This window comes from Mesorhizobium sp. GW821-FHT04C10 (genome assembly GCF_059420305.1).
In genome coordinates, this window is sequence record NZ_JBWKTL010000001.1 from 2900237 (window position 1) to 2923715 (window position 23479).

Below are 23479 nucleotides of genomic sequence, written 5' to 3' on the forward strand. Positions count from 1 at the left end.
AAATACAAAAGTGTCGACACTTTGCAAGGGGTTCTGCAAGATGGAGACGAAACAATCTGGAAAACAGGATCAACAATGCGTTTGAAGGACAAGATGGCGATCGTGACAGGCGCGGGGGCCGGCATCGGCGCGGCCGTGGCGGAACTGTTCGCGCAGCAGGGCGCGCGTGTCCTGGTCGTTGACCGGGACGGCGCCAAAGCACGGGAGGTTGCGCATAGAACGGGTCAGCTGGCGATGGAGGCCGATGTCTCGGACGAGAGTTCCGTCATGGCGATGGTGGCGCGCGCGCGGGAGGCGTTCGGGCGCATAGACGTGCTCGTCAACAATGCCGGCTACGGCATACGCGGCTCCGTCGTCACCACCGCGGCGCAAGACTGGGACGCGCTGATGGCCGTCAACCTCAAGGGCGTTTTCCTCTGCTCCAAATATGCCGTTCCGGTCATGGCCGAGGGCGGCGGCGGCGCGATCGTGAACACCGCCTCCAACGTCGCCCATGTCGGGATTGCCGATCGCGCGGCCTATGTCGCGTCGAAGGGCGGCGTCGCGGCGCTGACACGCGCCATGGCGCTCGACCACGCGGCGGAGAAGATTCGCGTCAATGCCGTGGCGCCCGGCACCACCTGGTCGAGCTATTTCGACAAGATTCTCGAAACCCATTCCGACCCCCAGGGCTTCGTCACGGCGTTGAATGCACGCGCGCCGATGAACCGCGTTGCCCAGCCGGTCGAGATTGCGCAGGCGATCCTGTGGCTTGCCAGCGACGAATCCTCCTTTGCGACCGGCTCGATCCTGACAGTCGACGGCGGCATGACGGCCTGGTGAGATTAGCGCCCGTCCGGACCATGGCGGGCGTCACCGACCGTTCGGAATGGAGCGCAGGGCGACGAGCATCGCATCGAGATCGGCGCATGGCACGCAGCCGAGCTTTGCGATGTCCTCGGTCACATCCACCGGCAGGCCGGAATTGGAGTCCTTCGGGACTTCGTTCAGCCGTCCGCCGATAAGCACCGGCAGGACAAGTCCGCGCGCCGACATCGCCGCTTTCACCGCCTGCGCATAGCGAAGCGCCACGCCATTGTAGGTGCTGACGGCGATGGCATTGGCCCCGGTCTCAGCCGCGTGGGCGACAAGCGCTTCGGGATCAACGGCCACGCCGGCATCGGCAATGCCAACGCCCAGGCCAGCCAGCGCCTGCTCGACGAGATACTTGCCGTGCTCGTGCACATCGGTCGTCCCGATGCAGACGATCAGGGGTTCCCGGCTTGCCAACGGTGTCTGCGTCGAAACCCAGTCTGCCGCCTTGTGGTTGAGCTCGCGGGCCCATTCGGCATGGATCAGTGGCGTGCGTCCGCGCCCGCTTGCCGCGCCCGGGCCGAAAAGATCCTCCAGGCGCTTCGGTCCCAGGCGGCGGATGGCGAGCATCAGCGCGGCCGGGTCTTGGGTATCCACCCCCCGCTCGGCCAGCCCCTTCATGACGGTGTCGGCAAAACGGCGTCCGCCTTCGACCAGCACATCGGCCATTGCCTCCGCCTTGGTCCAATCGAAGACCGGGTCGTAGAAAGGGGCGTGCAACGTCAGCCGATGCGCGAAGGTCTGCGCGTCGATGATCTCGTCGACATCGGGAATGCGCTGGTTCTCGGTCACCGGCACGGGATTGATCGCATGGCCGGACGGCCACCGCCCGACCGCCAGTATGTCGGCCAGGAGATAGCTTGCCAGGCTGGCATAGTTGCCCGCCGGGGTCGACTGATAGGAGACGGTGTTGCCGAAGATCATGGTGCCCGGCGTGTCGTTGACCCGCACCAGCGCGGCATGGAAGGCGGTGCGCGACAGCGGATCGCTGAAATGGTGGCCATAGCAATGGGCGAGGCGCGCGCCGATCAGCTCCTCGACGATGTGCTTTTCGATCAGCACCATGCCCAGCGCGCAGGCCATGTCGATGAACAGCCCGGCAAATCCGTCGTCGAGATTGGAATGGACGAGGATCTCGGCATCCTGCGCTGCGATCAGGCCGAGCGCGGTGACGGTCGCCTCGGTGGTCGCCACATCGTCGTCCCAATAGGGCAGCCGGAAAGTGAAATACTGCCCCAGATTGCCGACCGCCGTCGCCCCGGCGGCGATGGCCGAGCGGGTGTTTTCCAGCGCACCCGGCAGGCCGAGCATGAAGTCGCCGAAATGGGCGGCGGCGGGTGCGGCATTGGTGATGCGGGCAAAATCCCCGGGACCGGTGAGCACGATGCCGGTGCCGCGCGCCGCCTTGGCGCGCATGGCTTGCGGATAGCCCATCGACCAGTCGAGGGTGATGCCGAAACGGTCGACCGTCACCCCAGCCTTGCGGCATTGCCCGTGCACCTCCGCGATCGCCGCGATGGTGCGGTCGACGCTTCTGAAGCCGATATGGGCGTGCTGCATGACGCGCTTCTCGGCCGCTGCCTTGCGCTTCCAGGCGGCCTCCGAAGGCATGCCGGTTTCGGTGAGGAAGAGGCAGCTGCCGAGCCGCCAGTCGCGCGCCATGGCGCGGCCTTCGGCGAGGAGGTCGGCGCCCGGCTTCAGGCGCGGATCGATGAGAGCGGCGGCGATTTCAGCGGTCATGATATTTGCTCTCGGCTCCGGCGATGAAACGGCGAAGGATGGCGGCAAAGCCCTCGGGATCGGCGAGAGGATGAAAATGCGCGCCGGGAACAGTTACATGGTCGGCACCCGGTATTGCCCTGGCGATAGCCTGCGAAAGGGCGGGCGGCGTCAGGATATCTCCAGCGGCCGCAATCACCTGCACCGGGGCGGCGATACGCGGCAGGTCGGCGAGGCGATCGTGGTCGAGCAGCATGCGCACACGCGCCGCGGCGACGGCGAGTGGCGCCAGCGTATGCGGGGCGCTTGCCGCCGCCGCGTCGAGTTGCCCGGCATGCGTCTCGAGGTAGGACGGTTCGTGGCACAGCACATGGCCAAGGCGCTGAAAGGTTTCGGCCATGCCGGCATCAAGCAGTTCGGCACGGGCGCCAAAGAGCGTGCGGAAGCGGACGTCGGCCCGCGCCCAGGAGCTGCTGATCGTATAGCTCAAGCCGATCTCGGCATGATCGAGCGCCAGCACCTGCGCGATGGCGCCACCGGTCGAATGCCCAACAATATGAGCGGGACCGCCCGTCTGTGCCAGCAGGCCGGCAATGTCGCTGGCGATCAGGGAAATGGAATAGAGGCTGTTCGGGCGATCGCTGCGACCCGCGCCGCGATGGTCGGTGACGATGATGCGATGGTGGGCCTCGAGCAGCCGAACGACGCCGGCCCAGAACCTCCCATCGCCGCCGAGCCCGGGGATGAGGATCAGGCGCGGGCCATGGCCGCCTGATGTCTCGTAGTGGATGCGGCAACCATCGGCGGCGGCGAAGAAGGGCATCAGCGATGGCCTTCCCGGTCGAGCAATTCGCGAAGGGCCGCGACGAGGCTGAGCGCGGTGAGCGCCGAAGTCTTGGGATTGTCGGGCGAGGGCGCGTTGACGAGATGGAAGGAGGCGGTGCCGGCGGCACTCTCGACTTCGATTTCGTGGGTGTTGCCGGCAGCCGCCGGATCGGCAACCACACGCACCGTCACCTTGTCGGCGCCCGCCGCCAGCGCTACGGCGAAAGCGGCATTGAGGTTTTTTGGATAGCGCCTTGCCGCCTCGGTTGGCGTGCCCTCGAAGAGAGTTACGGCGCCATTGTCGGTTGTACGGCCGGCGGAAGCCAGCTCCGCCGCCCAGGCGGCCGGCGGCTTGCGCGAGGTGTAGCGGACGCGCGCATCGGGAAGTACCGCTATCGCCTGCAAATAGTCGAGGCCTCCCAGGGCGCCCGACGGCAGGACCAGGCGCGCGTTTCCGATGCGCTCGGCATCAGTCAGTCGGGCGGCAAGCGCCGGATCGGACAGCGCGCCGACCGAAGCGATGATGGCCGGGATGCCGGCTTCAAGAAGCGCGGGCACGCAGGCGGCCACCGCTTGCTGGCTCGCCGCCTCCACCACCGCCGTGGGCCGTGCGTCGATCAATGCGTCAAGCCGCGTCACCGCGCTGACATGTGCCGGCAATGCCCGGCTGGCGCCTTCGCGCAACAGCGCCACCCAGCGAACCGCATCCGGCGGGAAGGCGCGGACGATCTCGTGCGCGATCGCACCGTAGCCGATGAGGCCAATCGTCAGCATCCTGGCCTGCTTCAGGAGGTCTGTTTCGTGGGATCGAACTTGTCGGCGAGATCAGCCCCGAACACCGTCTTGCGCTCGATCTCCAGCACGTTTTCCGGACGCGGAAAGTTGGACGGCACGCGCTCGCCTGGCTTGCGCGGTTTGCCGATCAGGCGGAAGAAGTCCTCCAGACCATTGGGCACGATCAGCCAGATCCAGCGCAGCCGCGTCTCGCCATCGTTGATGAACATGTGCCTGACATTTTTCGGCAGGAACACCACGCTGTCCGGGGTCAGCGGATATTCCTTGCCGTCGATGACGGCACGGCCATGGCCTTCGATGACATAGACCGTCTCCTCGTTTCGGTCATGCGTGTGCTCGCGCACATAGCCGCCGGGCGCGACCGATTGCGTGCCAAGTGCGAAGGGGTGCTCCATGCCGACGATATGCGGTGCCAACGCCACGTCGATATGGCCGTTTGCCGGTACCGGCTGCCAGTAGCTTTCGCGGGATTCGGATCCGGAAACATGGATGCCGGACGGAGCGGTTGGGAGGCGGGTATCGTCCATGGTTTCTGCCTGTCGAAAGAGCTGTGGGATCATGCCGGGGACGCTGGCAACCTCAGGGAAGCTACAATGCAAAAAGTGTCGACACAAGAGTAGACAGATCTAATTTCCTGTTCCTATAGTGACGCGGCTATGAAAAAGCAGGGGAACGCCAATGGACGAATTCGACGTTCTGGTCATCGGTTCGGGCTCGGCGGCCTGCTCAGCGGCCCTGAGGGCCGCCAAGGGCGGTCTCAAAGTGCTGGTCATCGAGAAGACCGAATGGCTGGGCGGTACATCGGCCATGTCCGGAGCCGGTGTATGGATACCGGCCAATCATGTCGCGGCCGAAGCCGGCATCGCCGACAGCCGCGAGGACGCGCTCGCCTATCTGCGCGCCGTCGCGCCCGAAGGGTGGGAGCGGAAGGAAGACGCGCTCTGGACTGCCTTCGCCCAGGCGGCACCGGATATGCTGCGCTTCCTCTCCGGCAACACGCCGCTCGACTTCCGCCTGATCAACGAACCCGACCCTTTTGCCGAGGCGCCGGGTGGCAAGCTCTACGGCCGCATGCTCTCGCCCAGGCCGGTCAGCCGCCGCATCCTGGGCAGGTTCGCATCCAGCCTGCGCCGATCCACCTTGCCGCACAGTTTCACCTACCAGGAGATCGTCGACCTGGATCTTTATCATCACCCGATCCGCGCGGGATTCAAACTCTGGCCGAAGCTTCTTTGGCGATGGCTGACCAATTCCGGGGGGCAAGGCACGGCACTGATGACCGGGCTGATCAGGGGCTGCCTTGATGCCGGCGTCACCTTCAGGCTGGGAACGCGCGCCGTTACCCTGCTGCAGGATCTGGACTCACGTATCACCGGCGCTGAGGTGGAAAACGAGGGCCAACGAAAGAAGATTGTCGCGCACCGAGGCGTCGTGATCGCCACCGGTGGGTTCGAATGGGACAACGAGATGCGCAAGCACCATTTCCCCGGTGCATTCGACCGGATCGGCAGTCCGCGCGGCAACGAGGGCGACGGCCAGAAGCTTGCGGCGTCCGTCGGTGCGCAACTGGACCGCATGGACCAGGCGAACGTCTATCCCTGCCTGCCGACACGCTACCAGGGACAGCCCCACGGTCTGCCGATGACCTTCCAGGCCGAGCCGCATTCGATCGTGGTCGACCGTCACGCAAAGCGCTTTGTCAGTGAAAACGCCTTCAATATCGGCGAGGCGATCGATGCGCGCGGGCCGGACGGCGCGCCCATCCATCTGCCCTGCTACCTCGTGGGCGACCATCGTTTCCCGCGGACGTCGTTGCCGTTCCGCTGGTACGCCTCCTATGAGCGGGACTGGGTGAAGAAGGCGGATACGATTGCCGGCCTTGCCGCAAAGCTCGGGCTGCCGCCGGCAGCGCTCGAGGAGACGATTGCCCGCTGGAATGGCTTCTGCGCCAAGGGGCACGATGCGGATTTCCAACGCGGCGAGAACGGTTGGGAGGCATACAAGGCGCATGGCCCGGAGAACCGTCTGAAGCCGATAGACAAGCCTCCCTATGTCGGCATGACGATCAATCGCTCTATTCTCGGCACCAAGGGTGGCGCCCGCACCAACGAGCGGGCGCAGGTGGTGAGACCGGACGGCTCGATCATTCCCGGCCTCTACGCGGCAGGGCTCGCGATGGCCAATCCGATCGGCACGCGCGCCGTGGGGGCCGGCACCACGCTCGGCCCCAACCTGACCTGGGGCTTCATCGCCGCCGAGACGATCCTGCATCAGAACAGGTGATCGCGTAGCGAACAAGACGAAGATCTCCGACCGTCGTCCTTTAAAACAAGAAGATCAGTGTTTGCGGCACGCTCTCCTCTTTGCACTGTGCGCCAGGTGCCCGCCGCTTCCTGCGTTTCTTGCTGATCGTTCGGCCGACCAGTTGCTTCGGAAGCAACCCCCGTCGAGTGGGAGGCGACTTGGCGGCACCGCCGGTGATAGTGCCGTCGGTGGTGATGGCAGCATCGGTGCCGTAGCGCGTGACTGATGTGGGCGTGATGGTCCGATCAGGCCGGTGATGTCTCGCGCACGAAATGGGTAGGCGAAACGGCATTCATCGGTAGGCGGACCGGAACAAAATCAACGCCGCGTACCGCGCTGGGGATCTCATCCGACATCGGTTCGCGTCCAACCGTTCGTCGCGCCGGATCCGCGACGGGAACCGCCGAAAGCAGCTTGCGCGTGTAAGGGTGTTGGGGATTGCCGAAGACCGATCGGCGGTCGCCGATCTCCACGATCTCGCCCAGATACATGACGGCAACGCGATGCGCGATGCGCTCGACCACGGCCATGTCATGGCTGATGAACAGAATGGCGATGCCCATGTCGCGCTGCAGGTCCATCAACAGGTTGATGACCTGGGCCTGGATCGTGACGTCGAGCGAGGCGACCGCTTCATCCGCGATGAGGAGGCGGGGATCGAGGGCCAGAGCCCTGGCGATGCAGATGCGCTGCCGTTGACCGCCCGAGAAGGCATGAGGGTAGCGTTCGAGATATTCCGGCGGCAGATGCACTTTTGCCAGCAGGTCCGCCGCCCGCTTCCGCAGCTCACTGCCGCGCGCGATGCGGTGGACGCGCATCGGGTCGGTCAGGGCCTGCCCCACCGTCATCCGCGGATTGAGCGAGGAGAACGGATCCTGGAAAACCATCTGCACCTCGCGGCGGAAGCCCGCGAGGGTTGCCCGTCCTGCGCCGATCATCTCCTTGCCGTCATAGCGAATGGCGCCGGACAAGGGCTTGTCCAATTGCATGATGCTGCGCGCCACGGTCGACTTGCCGCAGCCAGATTCCCCCACCAGCGCCAGGGTCTCACCCGGGAGAATATCGAAGGAAACGCCCTCCACCGCATGAACCCGGCCGGCGACGCCGCCGAAGAGACCGCCTCTCAGGTCGAAACGCGTAACAAGCTCGCGGACTTCGACCAAGGGCTTTCTGTCCGTTGCGGGCGGTGCGACGCTCATGCCGAAACCTCCGGCTGCGAGACTTCGGCATTGTATATGACCAGCGGGAATTTCTCGGGCCCATCCTTATCGGCCATGCTGCCCAGCCTCGGCACCGCCGAGATCAGCGCGCGTGTGTAGCGGTGTCGGGGATCCACGAGGATCTGGTGCACCGAGCCTGATTCCACGATCTCGCCCTTCAGCATGACACAGACGCGATCGGCGATTTCCGCGACCACACCCATGTCATGGGTGATGAAAAGAACGGACATGCCGATATCGCGCTGCAGTGCGCGGACAAGATCCAGAATCTGCGCCTGGATGGTGACGTCGAGCGCGGTGGTCGGCTCATCGAGGATCATCAAGGAAGGGCGGCAGGCCAAGGCAATGGCGATCATGACGCGCTGGCGCATGCCGCCGGACAACTGGTGCGGGTATTGGTCTAGCCTGAGGGCGGCGTCGGGCACGCGAACGAGCTTGAGCACATTCAGGGCGATGTCGCGCGCCTCGCGCGGCGACTTGCCCTGGTGTCTCGTGACCACCTCCGCAATCTGGTCGCCGACGGTGAACACCGGATTGAGGCTCGACATCGGGTCCTGGAACACGATCGAGAACTCAAAGCCACGCAGCCCCTCCATGCGCTTTTCGGAAAGCTTTGCCAGGTCGGCCACGCCGCCGTCCTTGAGCCTCATCAGGATGCGGCCGCCCGTGATCCTGGCGCCGTCATATTCCGTCAGGCGCATTACGGTCATGGCGGTGACCGATTTGCCCGAACCCGACTCGCCCACCAATGCCACCGTCTCGCCGCGCCTGATCTGGAACGACACGCCCTGAACGGCCCGCACCGCTTTTGTCGCCGTCGACCCGAAGCAGACTTCAAGGTTCTCGACCGACAGGATCACATCGTCGGGAAGGCTCGCGGTGGCGATGGACTTGAGGGTCAAAAGGCACTCCAGGCGCAATGGTCGCGACACCGGGTATCGAACGCAGCGAGCATGTGGGCTGTCAATAGGGGCCCATCGCCAAGTCCCCTGGAAGCCGTGCCTTGGAATGCCCCGGAATGCCTCGCCGGACGGTATCTTCCCTGCGATTGTCAGGCTTCCCGGTCGCTCCACCAGAGTTATGCAATCTCTGCATCGCCCTGTCGGATTTCGCATTAAACGCGCGAATGGGCCTTCGGTCCGCTCAGCGCATGGTCAGTGTCGGATCAACCAGGTTGCGTCCGCGCGTCTGCTCAGCGGTTCGCGAGAGATATTTCCACAGCGCTTCGCCGTCACGGCTGCGCGCGCCCACACGGCGGAAAATCCTGATCTCGATCTCCAGGGACAGCTGTTGCCCGCCAATCTGGATGAGCTCGCCCTGGGCGATCGATTTCTGAACGCAGATCTGCGGCAGCCAGACCACGCCTTGCCCGGCGATCGCCATCTGCTTCAGGCCTTCGGCAAGCGAGGACTGGTAGACGATGCTGAGATTGAGAGGACGCCGCCAGCGTGACTGGATGAGCGAGATCAGCTTGCCGAGATAGCCGTCGCTCCAGGAATAGGCGAGGTAGGGAATCCTGGTACCCTCCGGCACATCGACATCGAAGAGCGGCGCTCCGGTCTGGTCGACACCAGACACCAGAACGAGGCGATCCCTGCCGATTTGAAGCGATTCGAACGGTCCGCCCTCAAGGACCGGCGGTCCGTCGGGGTGATCGTAAGTGATGGCGAAATCGCATTTGCCGGACGACAGGTGCTCGACGCATTCCAGGAAGTCGCCAGTGTGCATGCTGCTGCGGACCGGCGCATTTGGCAGTTCGGGCTGGCTGATCCACCTGGGAAAAAAATAGATAGCCAGCGTATGAAGCGCGGCGAAAGTGAGAAGCCGTGAGCTGGCGCCGGCGGCGTTGCGGCAGTCGGTCCGCAGGCGGTACATGTCGCGAAGCATTTCCTGGCAGCGCGGAACGAAGATGTTGCCCGCGCTGGTGAGGTGCACCGGATATGTACTGCGGTCGATGAGTTCGGCGCCAACCCAAGCCTCCAGCGCCTTGATGCGACGGCTGAAGGCCGGCTGCGAGATATTCCGGGACGCCGCGGCGGTCGAGAAATTCCGCGTCGCGGCGATCTCGAGGAAGTCTTCAAACCACGCCAGCTCCACGGTCGACCTCATGCATTATTCGCATAACTGATCCTATCTACGCATTGGACAGTGGCGCAAGCCTCCTCCTAGCTTTCACACGCAACGATAAAAAGACCTCGAGTCAATTGTGGGAACATACTCATGAAAATGAAACGTGCCTTGGCACTAGCGTTCTGCATGGGCATAGGCGCTTTTGCGTCGCCTGCCGTGGCAGAAACCAAGAATCCCGGAACGTTTGTGTTTCTTTGGACTGACGATGTTCAGTCCTTTGATCCGGCCTACATTGCAAACACGCCGAGCTCCTACGGCGTGCTCAACGTCTACAGCCGCCTGTTGAATTACAACGGCTCCCAGATTTCCGAATTCGTGCCCGCATTGTCCGCGGAAGTGCCGAGCCTCGAAAACGGCCTGATCAAGCAGAACGCGGACGGTTCGGTCAGCTACACCTTCCCGATCCGGAAGGGCGTCCACGCCCACAAGGTCGGCATCAAGGGCGAAGACGGCAAGATCACCTGGCAGTACTATGACGGGCTGAGCGACGAGCAGAAGGCCAAGATCGAGCCCGGCTATGGCGAGATCACGGCCGAAGACGTGCGCTACTCGCTGCTGCGCGCCATCCTGATGGGCCAGTCGTGGATGTCCAACGCCATCACCGAGGTGGTGACGGCGAGCAAGTACACCGACGTCGCCAAATGGGTCGAAGCCGAAGGCAAGGTGTCGGACATCAAGGATGCCAGCCCCGAAGCGCTGCGCAAGGTATATGACGAACTCGCGTCGCAGATCACCGTCGAGGGCGACAATGTCACGCTGAAGCTGCCGAAATCCTTCCCCGCCACGCTTGGCGTCCTGGCGCTGCCGTTCGGTGCCTCGATCGTCGACAAGGAATGGGTCGCCTCCGTCGGGGGCTGGGATGGCGACGGGAATACCTGGAAGAAGTACTACCGTCCCGAGCTCGGCGACGATCCGCTGTTCGCCCAGGAAAACGGGACCGGTCCGTTCATGCTCGACGAATGGGATCGCACCGATCGCCGCATCACGCTGAAGCGTTTCGACAATTACTTCATGGGCAAGGCCTCGCTCGAGCGCGTGGTCATGCGCACGGTTCCGGAATGGACCACGCGCCGCCTGCAGTTGCTCTCCGGCGACGCCGACTTCGTGACGACGCCCGTCGAGTTCCTGGACGAGCTCAGCAAGACGGACGGTGTCAAGGTCGTCGACGGCTTGCCCAAGGTGTTCAGCCGTGGCCTCTATTTCGCATGGCCGCTGGATGATGCCGACAACCCCGCCATCGGCAGCGGCAAGCTGGACGGCAACGGCATCCCGCCGGACTTCTTCTCCGACATCGATGTTCGTCAGGGCTTCAACTACGCCCAGAATTACGATGCGCTGATAAAGCAGGCGCTGCTCGGCAAGACCGTGCAGGCGCGCGGTCCGACCGTGCGCGGCATCATGGGCTACCGCGCAGACTCGCCGATCTACAGCTACGATCCGAAGAAGGCCGCGGAGCACTTCAAGAAGGCCCTCGGCGGCAAGCTGTGGGATACCGGCTTCACTTTCACGGCCTATGTGCAGGAAGGAACGCCGCAAGGCACGGCCGCACTTTCCGCGCTCCAGCAGGGACTGCAGCGGATCAACCCGAAGTTCAAGATGAAGATCCAGTCGCTGCCCTGGGCCTCCATCTCGGACAAGCTCAACAATCGTGAAAAGCCTGCTTCGCCGCTCACCTACATGGGCTGGGGACCGGACTATTCCGACCCGGGTGGTCCGCTGGGTGCGGCGACCTACTATCTGTCCCCGACCGGTCTTGTCGGTGGCATGCTCGGCCAAGGCTACCGTGACCTGATGGCGGAGAAGTTCAAGCCGCTTCTCGACCAGGCCTGGGCCTCGAGCGATCCCGCCGTGCGTGAGCCGATCTATGCCAAGCTGCAGGAAATGTCCTACGACTATGCCACCACGCAGTTCCTCTGGGAGGACTTCGGGTACATCGTCACCCGCAGCAACATCGACGGCTACGTGCACAACATGATCCTCTACGGCGCCTGGGATTTCTATCCCGTCACCAAGAAGGCCGACTAGAGAGCTTCGGGTTTCGCCGGGCGCCATCGTCGCCCGGCGAAACGGCTATTCCTCATGGTGCGGATGCTGATGTGCTGAACTACGCTTTGCGGCGGCTCCTGATGTTGCCCGTCGTTCTCTTCGCCCTGTCGCTGATGCTTTTCGCGCTGCAGATGTCGCTGTCGCCGACACAGCGCCTGGCGGCGTACGCGCCGTCCCCGGACTTCCTCAAGGGCGGCCAGGACAGCATTCGCAGGATGATCGAGCAGTATGGGCTGAACGATCCCTTCTACATTCAATACGGACGCTGGATCGGCAACATCCTGACCGGCAATCTGGGCTGGTCCGAGACCGCGCGCCAGCCTGTTGCCCACGCGCTGGCTTCCCTGCTGCCGGCGACGCTGGAACTGGTCCTGCTGGCGTTCATTCCCGGCTTTCTGCTCGCCATCTACCTGGGTTCGCGGGCCGGCATCCATCTCAACCGTTGGCCGGATCATGTGATCCGCATCTTCACCATCCTGGGCTGGTCATTCCCGGTCTATGTCTTCGGACTGCTGATGTTGCTGATCTTCTACTCCGCGCTTGACTGGTTCCCGCCCGGGCGCCTCAGCCAGTGGGCCCAGGCCGCCGTCACCGCGCCCGGCTTCACCCGCTACACCGGCGCGAACACGATCGATGCGCTGCTCAACGGCAATCTGGCCATTTTCTGGGATTCGCTCAGGCATCTCGCCGCGCCCGTCATCACCCTGACCTACGTCAATCTTGCCAACATGACGCGTGTCATGCGCACGTCGATGCTGGAAACGCTGCGTCAGGACTATGTCCGCACGGCACGCGCAAAGGGCATGCCCCGGCGTGTGGTGGAACTGCACCATGCCAGGCGCAACGCGCTGCTTCCGGTCACGACGATCGCCGGAATGGAACTCGCCGCCATGATGGGTGGCGTCGTCATCACCGAAACCATCTTCGACTATGCGGGCCTCGGCCAGTTCGCGGCCAAGACGGCCGCCAACCTGGATTTTCCGGCCGTGCTGGGCTTCGGGCTCTACTTCGCGGTGGTTCTCGTGGTGCTGAACCTGGCCGTCGACATGATCTATCCGCTGCTCGATCCGAGGGTAAAGACGCGATGAGAGTGCTTGGCTATCTGAAGCGTAATCCGATCTCGCTGGTCGGGGTGCTGCTGTTGCTGGCATTCGTGCTGATCGCGATTTTCGCGCCGGTGCTCGCACCGCCGCAGGAATTCCAGATGTCGGTATACGACACGCCGAGAGCGGGCTTCCTGGCAACGCCGCAACCGCCATCGCCCGAGGCGATCTTCGGAACGACCGAAGGCCAGTACGACATCTACTACGCCGTGATCTGGGGCACCCGCACGGCATTCAAGATCGGCCTCGGCGTCGTCGCCATCTCCGTGCTGATCGGCACGATCATCGGATCGCTCGCGGCCTTTTACGGCGGCATCGTGGACGAAGTGCTGATGCGTGTCGTCGACGTCTTCATGGCGGTTCCCTTCCTCATCGCCGCCATGGTGCTGACCGCCCTGCTCGGCAAGGGGCTCGGGCCGATAACCGTCGCGCTGACGACTTTCGGTTGGATGGGTTATGCGCGCGTGGTGCGCAGTGAAATCCTGCGGATCCGCGAGATGGATTTCGTGAATGCGGCGAGAAGCTACGGCGCCGGCGACTTCAGGCTGATCGTGTTCCACATCCTGCCCAACGCCTTCTTCCCCGTGCTGGTTCTGGCTACCATGGCCACGGGTTCGATGGTGCTGACCGCGTCCGCCCTGAGCTTCCTCGGAGTGGGCACGGAGGAAGGCTACGCCGATTGGGGGCAGTTCATCGCCTATGCGCGCAACTGGATCGTCGGCCAGCCCGGCAATCCGTTCCAGTACTGGTACACGCTCGCCTTCCCCGGAGCCGCGATCTTCCTGTTCGTGCTGGCGTGGAACCTCGTCGGCGACGCACTGCGCGACATTCTCGATCCCCGCCATACAAACTGAAATCAGGGAGTATCCCCCGTGTCTTCGCTTTCCCCCCACGCCATCGAGCTTCTTGAAGACCTTATCCGCCACGAGGTGGAGGACAAGGCGATCCCGTCGATCTCCTATGCCATGGTCGACAGGGACGGCCTCATGACGCACGGCCACATACAGCGGCACGATCGCCACTTCGACATGAAGGATGACACCTGTTTCCGCATCGGCTCGATCACAAAGACCTTCACATCGGTTGCCATCATGCAACTCGTGGAGAAGGGACTGGTCGACCTTGATGTCGATGTCTCGGAGTATCTGCCCGGTTTTCACCCGGTCAATCCGTTCGCCGGGCGTGAAAGCGGACCCCACGGCTCGCATGTCAGCCTGGGCAAGCTCATGAGCCACACCGCCGGGATCGTGCGCGAACCCAAAAGCGGACACTATCTGGATTCACACAAGCCGCCGCTTGCCGACACTGTCGCCGAACTTGCCACATCCACGTTGAAGCAGGATCCCAGCGCCGGGATCATGCATTATTCCAATGCCGGCATTGCCGTGGTCGGCATGGTGATCGAGCGGGTGACGCGAAAGAGCTACTCCGACTATATCACCGAGAACATCCTGAAACCGCTGGGCATGAACGATACGTCGTCGGGCATGGCCCCGGGCATCCGTGAAAGGCTGGCGCCGGCCGACATGTGGACGCTGGACGGGGATAGCCCCGCGCCGGTGTTCAATCTGGGCGGATCGCCCGCCGGCAACATCTTCTCGACCACTTCCGATATGGCCAATTATACGCGGTGCCTGCTGCGGGGCGGCTTCGCGCCCAACGGCGATTCCATTGTCAGCCCGGCATCGCTGCGCAAGATGTGGACCCCGATCGGCAAACGCCCCGAAGGTCACAACAAGGACCTCAATGGGTATGGGCTGTGCTTCGGCGTCGGCGACATGGACGGGTGGACTTCCGTCGGCCATGGCGGCGCGGTTTACGGCTATGCGTCGCAGATGATGCTCCTGCCGAGGGCCGGCTTCGGTGTCCTGATCTTCGCCACGCTTGATTTCGCCAACCAGATAGCCTCCCGGCTCGCGGGCGACGGCTTGCGCATCGCCCTTGCCGATAGCGGCATGGGACGCATGCCGCTTCGCAGCCAGACCCCGCCGCGCATCACCGAAGACCAGTTCGCAAGCCTGCCCGGCCTCTATCGTCATGAGGTGGGCGGCGAGGTCGTCGAGGTGAAGAACAAGGACGGCAAGCTGTATCTGATGGGCGAGGGCGTGCCGCTGCAGATCCGCCCGGTCTCGGGCAACGACTTCGTCATCGACGGACGCATCTACGGTCGCGGCGCCGACTACGCGCATATGAACCTCTCCTTCTCCAAGGCCAACCAGTTGACCTGGAAAGGGGCGAACTGGTCGCGTGTCGATAGTCTGCCTGTCGAGAAGGTGCCGCCGGAGATCGCGCCGCACCTGGGCGAGTACGGGCCGGATTTCAACATCACCTACCTGACCTACAGCCACGGCCAGCTGAAATGCCTGATCGAGTATTTCTGCACCCATACCTGCGAGCCGGTGGATGCCGGCCGGTTCCGCATGCACGGGCTGCTCTACGAGGAGGAGATTCTCGAGTTGGACGCCGTCGACGACAATGGACGCCGCGGCATTCGCGTCGGCCCCATGTTCCTGGAGCGGCGACGGGCTGAAATGGCAGCCTGAGACGCCTCGGCCCGGGCAGCCATCGCTGCGCGGGCCGCCTCCACCGCACGAGCCAGGACGCCATTGAAGCCGCGTGCGCGGTGACCTTCTCTGAAATCGAAAGGCAAGCACATGAAAGTCTTTATCAGCGCCGACATCGAAGGCACGGCGGGCATCACCAACTGGGACGAGGCGCGCAAGGGCAATCCCGACTACGCCGAGTTCCGGGAATACATGACCGACGAACTGGTCGCGGCCTGCGAAGGCGCCAAAGCGGCGGGTGCGACCGAAATCGTCGTCAAGGACGCCCATTCGACGGCGCGCAACCTCATCCTGTCCAAGCTTCCAGCCTATGTCCGCATCGTGCGCGGCTGGAGCGGCCATCCGGATGCGATGATGTTCGGCATCGACGACACCTTCGATGCCGCTCTCTACACCGGCTACCACAACAAGGCCGGCACCGACACCAATCCGCTGGCACACACGTTGACCGGCACCGTGTCCAGGATGCTGATCAACGGGGAGGTGGCATCCGAATATACGCTGAACGCGCACTGCGCCGCCCGTTACGGCGTGCCTTCGGTCTTTCTGTCTGGCGATGCCGGCATGTGCGGCGAGGCGAGGGCACTGGTGCCAGAGATCGCAACCGTTGCAACCAGCGAAGGCTTCGGGCCGGCGACGTCGTCCCTCTCGCCGCAAGGCTCGGTCAAGGCCATACGCGAGACCGTGGAGGCCTCGCTTTCGCGCGATCTGTCGAAATGCCTGCCGAAGCTGGCCGACCGGTTCGAGCTCATCGTCGAATACACCACGCCTATCGAGGCCTACAGGGGAAGCTGGTACCCGGGCATCGAACATCCCGCCGCGCGCACGCTTCGCTTCGAGGCAGACAATTTCTTCGATATCCAGCGCGCGATACGGTTTGTCGTATGAGTTAGGGCAATTCCAGGAAAAGTGTGAGCGGTTTTCCGTCCGGAATTGCCTCAAAAACAAAGAGATGGAGCGTTTCGCCGTTTCCCTGAAACGGCGAAACGCTCTAGCCCGCCAGTGTGAGATCGACTTGTTTCCGGCGCGGCCCGTTCGATCGTCGACGGGCTGTTCGGGCAGGTCGTCAGAGTAGGGTGAAATCGTTTCGGCGGCGCGATGATCGCGACGCCATCGCTGGCTTCCGATCAGAAGTAGGTCTTCAGCGCGCCGACGATTTCATAGGCATCATCGACCAGGAAAAGAATCTGCCATTTGTCGAAGGTTGTGCAGGGATGCGACACGCCCAGTCCGATGCGATCGCCGACTTTTACCGAAACCGTCGCCGGAACGCGCATATAGGCGTGCTGGTCGTTGCTGGCGAAGATCTCGCAGCCCGCCAGCGTTTCGGGCGAACCACCATCGCGAGACACGAGAAGCGGTACCGGCAGTCCGGCGTCGGTTCCGAAATCCCGCTTGCCGGCGGTCAGGATGGCCAGCCCCGGTTCGGGGCAGGACTGGACATGGGTCCATACTTCCAGCGCGTTGACCAGGCCTTCGTTCTCGCCGGTCGCGGCAAGGATGCGCTTCTGCTCGGCCTGGTAGATGCCGCTGTCATGGCTGACATAGCAGCCGCTGCGCGTCATGACCTGCGCGCCGCTGCCGGAGAGGCGATCGAGCACGATGTCGTAGAACGACGAACCGCCGGCCGTCACGATCGGTGGCGCGCGCTCGAACAGGTTTTCGCCGGCGCATGCTTCGTAGAGCGCGCCGATCTCGTCGACGAAATCCGCGACCGCCTGTGCCGGGCCACCGTCCTTCGGCTTGATCAGTCCCTCGAAAGCCTCGACGCCGCAGAGCCGCAGTTGCGGCGCCGCATGCGCGGCGCGCGCGACCTCGAGCGCCGTGTCGTTGTCGCGGCAACCGGTCCGGCCGCCCGGATATCCGCGCTCGACCAGCACCTGGATCGGCCGCGAGGCCGGTCCGGCGCGTCCGACCGCCTCGCTCGCCAGGCGCACGGCATCGAGGCTGTCGATCAGCATGTAGAAGTCGAGGCCGGGCGAGGCGTTCAGCTCGGCGACCAGAGCGTCCAGTTCCAGCCGTCCGACAAGCTGGTTGGCGAGCACGATGCGATCGATGCCGAACCGACGGCAAACCTTTATCTGGTGCAGCGTGGCGACGGTCACGCCCCAGGCGCCGTCGCGCAATTGCCTCTGCATGATCTGAGGGCACATCGTGGTCTTGACATGCGGCGCGATGACCGCGTTGCGCTTCGCCAGGAAACGCTGCATCCAACGCGAATTGTGATCGAGCGCCGACTCCCTGATGACCGCTGCCGGCAGCGGCACATCACCGCGCAGGAGGTTCCAGCCCATCGAACCGACATCATGAAGACGGACCGCGACGCCAGGCGGAATGGCCTTGGTGGTTTCGTCAAGCACCAGATCGTCGAGCGGGTGAAGATGCATGTGAATTTCCGATTTTCTGCCACCCGCCGGAGGCCGCGTGAATGCGGCTTGGCGCAGCTGTTACATGGTCCAGGTGCTTGCGGAAATCATATAATAGTTTGATGATGAGAAAAGTTTTTTCTTAAACGAAAGACGAGTTGAGGGCGAAAGAATGCGCATTTTCATAGCGGGCATGGACACCGAGACCAACACGTTCGCGCCTATCCCGACCGGCTACCATAGTTTCGAGGAAATGGGCATCGCGCGGGGCGACGCCACCTCCAAGGCTTTGAATGAGCCGTCCTGTCAGCTGTTCGTGTGGCGTCAGCGCGGCGAAGCCGACGGCCACGAGATCGTGGAAAGCCTGTGCGTTTGCGCCGAGCCCGGAGGCATAACCATCCGCAATGTCTACGAACAGTTCCGCGACGAGATCCTCGACGAGCTCAAGGCCGCCATGCCGGTCGACTGCGTGCTTCTGGCGCTGCATGGCGCTTTCGTCGCGGAAGGCTATGACGATACCGAGGGTGATCTTCTCGCGCATGTCAGAGCTGTCGTCGGACCCGACATCCCGATCGGGGCGGAGCTCGATCTGCACTGCCACACAACCCAGAAGATGGTCGACAACGCCACCGCCATCATCGCCTACAAGGAATATCCTCACACCGACATCATGGACCGGGCCGGCGAGCTCTACCGCATTATCGTCGACGCGGTGGAGGGCAAGGTCAGGCCGGTGATGGCGCTTTACGACTGCCGCATGATCAGCACCTTCCGGGTGCAGGAGCAGCCGATGCGCGGCTTCGTTGACGGCATGACTGCCGCCGAAGCCGAGCCTGGCATATTGTCGGTGTCGCTCGGACATGGCTTTCCGCATGGCGACGTCGAGGATGTCGGAGCCCGCATGCTGGTCGTCACCGACGATGACAAGCCGCTTGCCGAGCGGACCGCCGAAAGGTTCGGCAAGCAGCTTTTCGCCTTGCGCAACGACCTGATCCCGAAATTCCTGGGCATCGACGAGGCGCTCGATATCGCGCTCGCCGAGCCGCAAGGGCCGGTCGTCATCGCGGATGTTTCGGACAATGCCGGCGGCGGCGCGCCGGGGGACTCCACCTACATCCTGCGCCGGCTGATCGAGCGCGGGATAGGGAACGTGGCCAGCGCCATGTACTGGGACCCGATCGCCTATCGCTTCTGCGTCGAGGCCGGGATCGGCGGTACCATAGACCTGCGGGTCGGCGGCAAGTGTGGCGTGTTCTCGGGTATGCCTGTCGACCTGCGCGTTACAGTAAAGGGCCTCGGCCGCGAACTGACGCAGCTGTTCGGCACCATGCCCTGGCCGCTCGGGGATGCGGCATGGGTCACCACCGACGGCGGCATCGACCTGATCATCAACACGGTACGCACGCAGGTCTTCCATCCCGATTGCATGACCGCGCTCGGTCTCAATCCAAGCGAGCGACGCATCGTCATCGTCAAATCCAATTACCATTTCCAGGCTGGTTTCGCGCCGATCGCCAAGCGCATCCTGTTCTGCGCCCCGCCCGGTGCGACGCAGCCCAACTTCGCCGCGATCCCCTACACAAAGCTCAAGACGCCCTATTGGCCGAAAGTGGAAGACCCATTCGCGGCCGACGCGGCTTAAGCAATCGCATCATTCGGGGAGGAAAACACCGGTCGCGGCGCCGTGCGCGGTAACGCCGCGTCGTTTGCGCGCGTGACCAGATGACAGCGGACTGTTCGCGATCCGTCGGCGGCTACCAGAACCTGCGGCAGTTCGCAGCCGGTCGTCGCGGAGGGGCAACGCTCCTGGAAGAAGCAGCCGGTCGGCAGTGTCCGGTTGCTCGGCAATTCGCCGGCGCGCGGTGCGATCGAGTTCAGGGGACGATCGAAACTCGGAACGGCATCGAGGAGCGTCCTGGTGTAGGGATGCCTGGGAGCGTCAAGCACGTCGAGTGTCGGGCCTTCTTCGACGATCTGGCCGAGATACATGACGGCGACACGATCGGCCACGTGGCGCACCAGCGACACGTCATGCGAGATGAGCACATAGGATAGTTTGCGCTCCGCCTGCAACGACAGCAGCAGATTGACGATCTGCGCCTGCACCGACACGTCCAGCGCCGAGGTCGGCTCATCGAGGACCAGCAGCGCCGGTTCGACGGCGAGTGCCCTGGCAATCGCGATGCGCTGGCGCTGGCCGCCCGAGAACTCGTGCGGATAGCGATCGACATGCTCCGGCCGCAAGCCGACCGAGACGGCCAGTTCGGTTGCGCGCTCGATCAGTTGCTTGCGGGTGTAGCCGCCGCGAATGTGCAGAGGTTCGGTGATCAGGCGCCAGACCGGAAGACGCGGATCGAGCGACGATTGGGGGTCCTGGAAAATGATCTGCAACTGGGTGCGCCGTGCGCGGTCCCGTTCGGTTCCCCTGAGTTTGATCGCACCCGCGGAAATATCGGTCAGGCCGAGAATCGCCTGTCCAAGCGTGGTTTTTCCGCAGCCGGATTCCCCGACAATGCCGATGGTCTCGCCTTCGGCCACGCTGAACGACACGCCGTTGACGGCATGGACGTCGGCGCCACCGAACCAGCCCGAGGTGACGCGGTAGCGGACTTCCAGGTTCTCGACGGAGAGGAGCGGAGGCTCGGTCACGCGGCTTGCGTCTCCTCGATACGGCGCCAGCAGGCGGCGCGGCGGGTGGGCTCCATGGCAGCCAGCGGCGGCACCGAGACGCAACGGTCATCCGCCTCGCGGCAGCGCGCCCGAAAGAGGCAGCCGGCGGGCGGGTCAAGCAGGTCGGGCAAGGTACCGGGGATCTGTTCCAGGGGCTGCTTGGGTGGTGCCAGTCCCGGCAGGCAGCGTATCAAGGCGCGCGTGTAGGGATGGGCTGGCGCCGCCAGCACAGACGCGGTCGTTCCGGCTTCCGCGACCCGTCCCGCATAAAGCACGTAGAGCCGGTCGCAAAGCTGCGACACCACGGCCATGTCATGCGATATGAAAACGACGGCCGTTCCGGTGCTCATCGCCTTGTGCTTGATGAGGCCCAGGATCAGCGCCTGTACCGTCACATCGAGTGCCGTCGTCGGCTCGTCGGCAATGATGAGCTTGGGTTCGCAGGAAAAGGCCATGGCAATCAGCACGCGCTGCCGCATACCTCCGGACAGCTCGAACGGATAGGCCTGCATGATCCGCTCCGGCTCGCTGATCAGCATGTCGCGCAGCAGGCCCGAGGCTTTGCTCGTCGCCGCCGCGTTGTCGAGGCGCTGGTGACGGCGGATGACCTCGACGATCTGCTCGCCGATCCGTCGGGTCGGGTTGAGGGCGTTCATCGGCTCCTGGAAGATGGTCGACACCTGCCGCCCGCGCACATGCTGGAGTTCGCGCTCGCTGAGCTTCATCGGATCGCTGCCGAACAGGCGGATGCCGCCGCCGGTGATGTGCGCGCTTCCCTTGGGCAAAAGCCGCGTCGCCGCCATCATGGTCACCGATTTGCCGCACCCGGATTCTCCCACGATGCCGACGATCTCGCCGGCACGGACATTGAGGCTGACCCCGTTCAGCGCCTTGATCGGCCCGCGATAGGTGCGGAACTCGAGCGAAAGGTCGGTGATTTCGAGCAGGACATCGCCGGAGGGTTCGGTCATCGGCCACCCAGCCGCGGATCGAGCATGTCGCGCAATCCGTCACCCAGCAGGTTGAAACCCATCGCGCTGATCAGAATGGCCAGGCCGGGAAAGGTGACATACCACCACTGGTCGAGGAAATAGTTGCGCCCGCTCGACACCATGGAGCCCCATTCAGACGTCGGCGGCTGGGCGCCGAGGCCGATGAAGCTCAAGGCCGCGGCCGTCAGTATGGTGCCGCCAAGGTCCAGCGTTGCCTGAACGATGATGGGTGACAGGGCGTTGGGCAGTATGTGCCAGCGCAGCATATAGGCAGGCGAAGCCCCGAAGCTGCGCGATGCCTTCACATAGGTGCGGTTGCGCAGCGACAGCGTCTGCCCACGCGCCAGCCGCACATAGGCGGGCACCCGCACCACGGCGACGGCCAGCATGGCGTTGAACAGGCTCGGTCCCAACGCGGCGGCCAGCGCCATGGCGAGGATGAGTGCCGGCAGCGCCAGGAAGACATCCATCAGCCGCATGATCGCGGTATCGACGATGCCGCCGACCACGCCGGACAGGCAGCCGATGATCGAGCCGATGACGGTCGAGATGATGACGATGGCAAAGGCGATGCCGCAGGACGCGCGCGCGCCGAAGAGCACCCGCGAGAACAGATCGCGCCCAACCTCATCGGTGCCGAAGAGGTGCTGCAGGCTGGGGGCGGCAAGCCTTGCCGAAAGCGAGATCTTGTCGGGCGGGTAGGGCGCCAGAAGGGGGGCGGCCACGATCACAAACAGCACCAGCAGCGCGATCGCGGCGCCGACCAGGGTGAGGGGGCTTCCCTTCACGCGATACCACAACCGTCCCATGCGAAGCCGCGATGCCGGCCGGGGCGATGTGGCGATGCCATCCGCCGCCATCAGCCGAGTTCCCTGATCTGTGGGTCGAGCACCATGTAGGTCAGATCGACCGCGAGGTTGATCAGCACGTACCCCAGCGAAGCGACAATGGTGAAGCCCATGATCGCGGGAAAATCCAGCGTCTGGATCGATGACACCACATAACTCCCCATGCCTGGCCACGCGAAGATCGTTTCGGTCAGCACCGCGCCGTAGAGCAGATCGCCGAAGGCGAGGCCAAGCAGCGTCACCGACGGGATCAGGGCATTGGGCAAGGCGTGCCGCAGGATGACCGCCGACCGCGACAAACCGTTCGCACGCGCGGTGCGCACATAATCCTCCTGCAGGACGTCCAGCATCGAGGCCCGGATCTGGCGCGTGATGATGCCGAGATTGGCGAAGGCCAGGACAAAGGCCGGCAGGACGAGGTGATAGAGCGACGACCAGAAGGCTTTCAGGTCGCCGGCGACAAGCGAGTCGACCAGAAAGAAGCCGGTGACACGCGGCGGCGCGGCGATGCCAAGCGTGATGCGGCCGCTGCCCGGCAGGATCGGTATCTTGACATAGAACAGGAGGATGAGCGCCAGCCCGAACCAGAATACCGGCATTGAAATGCCGGCGACCGACACGACACGCGCTGCCTGGTCGACCGGTCCGTCCTTGTAGATCGCCGAAAGCACGCCGAGCGGCACGCCAATCATGATCGCCATCACAAGTGCTGTGATGCCAAGCTCAAGCGTGGCAGGAAGGAAAAGGGCGATATCGCCAAGCACCGGGCGGCGCGTTCGCAAGGACTGACCGAGGTCACCGGACAGAAGCTGATGGACGTAGATGGCGAATTGCTGGGTAACGGGCTTGTCCAGACCAAGCTCCTGGCGCACATGCGCCAATGTCTGGGCCGAAGCCTTGTCCCCGGCGATCAGCTGCGCCGGATCGCCGGGGATCAAATGCGAAATCGTGAAGGTGATGATCGCGACACCAGCCACCACGAACACCAGCAAGACGAGGCGCCGAAGGATCGTTGATATTAGCGACATACCTTCGGCGCCGATTT

General features: G+C 63.8%; 18 protein-coding genes and 1 pseudogene. 8 read left to right on the top strand and 11 right to left on the bottom strand.

Annotated features, from left to right (window positions below; translation table 11 throughout):
• The first annotated feature begins 75 nt into the window (after positions 1 to 75).
• On the top strand, positions 76 to 822 hold the full coding sequence (locus tag AC07UC_RS14015; RefSeq protein ID WP_140774332.1) for an SDR family oxidoreductase: 747 nt from the start codon (positions 76 to 78) through the stop codon (positions 820 to 822).
• A 30-nt stretch (positions 823 to 852) separates the two neighbouring features.
• On the opposite strand, the gene AC07UC_RS14020 is transcribed toward AC07UC_RS14015, so the two are convergent.
• From AC07UC_RS14020 to AC07UC_RS14035, 4 genes are read right to left on the bottom strand one after another with little or no spacing between them, the layout of a single operon-like run.
• A complete protein-coding gene (locus AC07UC_RS14020) occupies positions 853 to 2592 on the bottom strand; it encodes a cobalamin-dependent protein (protein ID WP_494906349.1) in 1740 nt (579 codons plus the stop codon).
• Positions 2582 to 3394: an alpha/beta fold hydrolase gene (locus AC07UC_RS14025; RefSeq protein ID WP_494906351.1), complete on the bottom strand. Its 813-nt coding sequence runs from the start codon at positions 3392 to 3394 to the stop codon at positions 2582 to 2584. The genes AC07UC_RS14020 and AC07UC_RS14025 overlap by 11 nt, the downstream gene beginning before the upstream one ends.
• Positions 3394 to 4170, bottom strand: a complete 777-nt coding sequence (locus AC07UC_RS14030; RefSeq protein ID WP_494906352.1) for an aspartate dehydrogenase — start codon at positions 4168 to 4170, stop codon at positions 3394 to 3396. The genes AC07UC_RS14025 and AC07UC_RS14030 overlap by 1 nt, the downstream gene beginning before the upstream one ends.
• A gap of 11 nt (positions 4171 to 4181) precedes the next feature.
• Positions 4182 to 4718: a cupin domain-containing protein gene (locus AC07UC_RS14035; protein WP_140774328.1), complete on the bottom strand. Its 537-nt coding sequence runs from the start codon at positions 4716 to 4718 to the stop codon at positions 4182 to 4184.
• Between the two features lie 151 nt (positions 4719 to 4869).
• Between AC07UC_RS14035 and AC07UC_RS14040 the strand changes: the two genes are divergently transcribed.
• Positions 4870 to 6474 (top strand): FAD-dependent oxidoreductase, encoded by a 1605-nt coding sequence (locus AC07UC_RS14040; RefSeq protein ID WP_494906353.1) that lies wholly within the window; start codon positions 4870 to 4872, stop codon positions 6472 to 6474.
• 266 nt (positions 6475 to 6740) lie between these two features.
• Here AC07UC_RS14040 and AC07UC_RS14045 read toward each other — a convergent pair.
• Positions 6741 to 8602: pseudogene (locus AC07UC_RS14045) on the bottom strand (ABC transporter ATP-binding protein).
• A 256-nt stretch (positions 8603 to 8858) separates the two neighbouring features.
• Positions 8859 to 9824 (bottom strand): LysR substrate-binding domain-containing protein, encoded by a 966-nt coding sequence (locus AC07UC_RS14050; protein WP_244735412.1) that lies wholly within the window; start codon positions 9822 to 9824, stop codon positions 8859 to 8861.
• Between the two features lie 207 nt (positions 9825 to 10031).
• Here AC07UC_RS14050 and AC07UC_RS14055 point away from each other — a divergent pair, with 207 nt between their 5' ends.
• From AC07UC_RS14055 to AC07UC_RS14075, 5 genes are all read left to right on the top strand, one after another.
• Positions 10032 to 11870: an ABC transporter substrate-binding protein gene (locus tag AC07UC_RS14055; protein WP_494906354.1), complete on the top strand. Its 1839-nt coding sequence runs from the start codon at positions 10032 to 10034 to the stop codon at positions 11868 to 11870.
• 101 nt (positions 11871 to 11971) lie between these two features.
• Positions 11972 to 12979, top strand: a complete 1008-nt coding sequence (locus AC07UC_RS14060) for an ABC transporter permease (protein WP_244735417.1) — start codon at positions 11972 to 11974, stop codon at positions 12977 to 12979.
• Positions 12976 to 13848, top strand: a complete 873-nt coding sequence (locus AC07UC_RS14065) for an ABC transporter permease (protein ID WP_494906356.1) — start codon at positions 12976 to 12978, stop codon at positions 13846 to 13848. Before AC07UC_RS14060 ends, AC07UC_RS14065 begins: the two co-directional genes overlap by 4 nt.
• Before the next feature lie 18 nt (positions 13849 to 13866).
• Positions 13867 to 15537, top strand: coding sequence for a serine hydrolase domain-containing protein (locus tag AC07UC_RS14070; RefSeq protein ID WP_494906357.1), 1671 nt, complete (start codon positions 13867 to 13869; stop codon positions 15535 to 15537).
• A 111-nt stretch (positions 15538 to 15648) separates the two neighbouring features.
• On the top strand, positions 15649 to 16446 hold the full coding sequence (locus AC07UC_RS14075) for a M55 family metallopeptidase (RefSeq protein WP_065005242.1): 798 nt from the start codon (positions 15649 to 15651) through the stop codon (positions 16444 to 16446).
• A 239-nt stretch (positions 16447 to 16685) separates the two neighbouring features.
• On the opposite strand, the gene AC07UC_RS14080 is transcribed toward AC07UC_RS14075, so the two are convergent.
• Entirely contained in the window at positions 16686 to 17945 is a 1260-nt protein-coding gene (locus AC07UC_RS14080; protein WP_494906360.1) for an amino acid deaminase, read from the bottom strand.
• Positions 17946 to 18096: 151 nt separating this feature from the next.
• Here AC07UC_RS14080 and AC07UC_RS14085 point away from each other — a divergent pair, with 151 nt between their 5' ends.
• Entirely contained in the window at positions 18097 to 19566 is a 1470-nt protein-coding gene (locus tag AC07UC_RS14085; RefSeq protein WP_494906362.1) for a M81 family metallopeptidase, read from the top strand.
• On the opposite strand, the gene AC07UC_RS14090 is transcribed toward AC07UC_RS14085, so the two are convergent.
• The 4 genes from AC07UC_RS14090 to AC07UC_RS14105 are packed head-to-tail and all read right to left on the bottom strand — an operon-like array spanning position 19563 to position 23462.
• Positions 19563 to 20573, bottom strand: a complete 1011-nt coding sequence (locus AC07UC_RS14090) for an ABC transporter ATP-binding protein (RefSeq protein WP_494906364.1) — start codon at positions 20571 to 20573, stop codon at positions 19563 to 19565. The two genes, AC07UC_RS14085 and AC07UC_RS14090, sit on opposite strands and share 4 nt — an antisense overlap.
• Positions 20570 to 21565 (bottom strand): ABC transporter ATP-binding protein, encoded by a 996-nt coding sequence (locus AC07UC_RS14095; RefSeq protein ID WP_140774319.1) that lies wholly within the window; start codon positions 21563 to 21565, stop codon positions 20570 to 20572. The genes AC07UC_RS14090 and AC07UC_RS14095 overlap by 4 nt, the downstream gene beginning before the upstream one ends.
• The gene (gene ddpC, locus AC07UC_RS14100) at positions 21562 to 22446 is read right to left on the bottom strand and encodes a D,D-dipeptide ABC transporter permease (protein ID WP_140774318.1); all 885 of its coding nucleotides are present in this window, start codon (positions 22444 to 22446) and stop codon (positions 21562 to 21564) included. The genes AC07UC_RS14095 and ddpC overlap by 4 nt, the downstream gene beginning before the upstream one ends.
• On the bottom strand, positions 22446 to 23462 hold the full coding sequence (locus AC07UC_RS14105; protein WP_494906366.1) for an ABC transporter permease: 1017 nt from the start codon (positions 23460 to 23462) through the stop codon (positions 22446 to 22448). The genes ddpC and AC07UC_RS14105 overlap by 1 nt, the downstream gene beginning before the upstream one ends.
• Between the last annotated feature and the right edge of the window lie 17 nt (positions 23463 to 23479).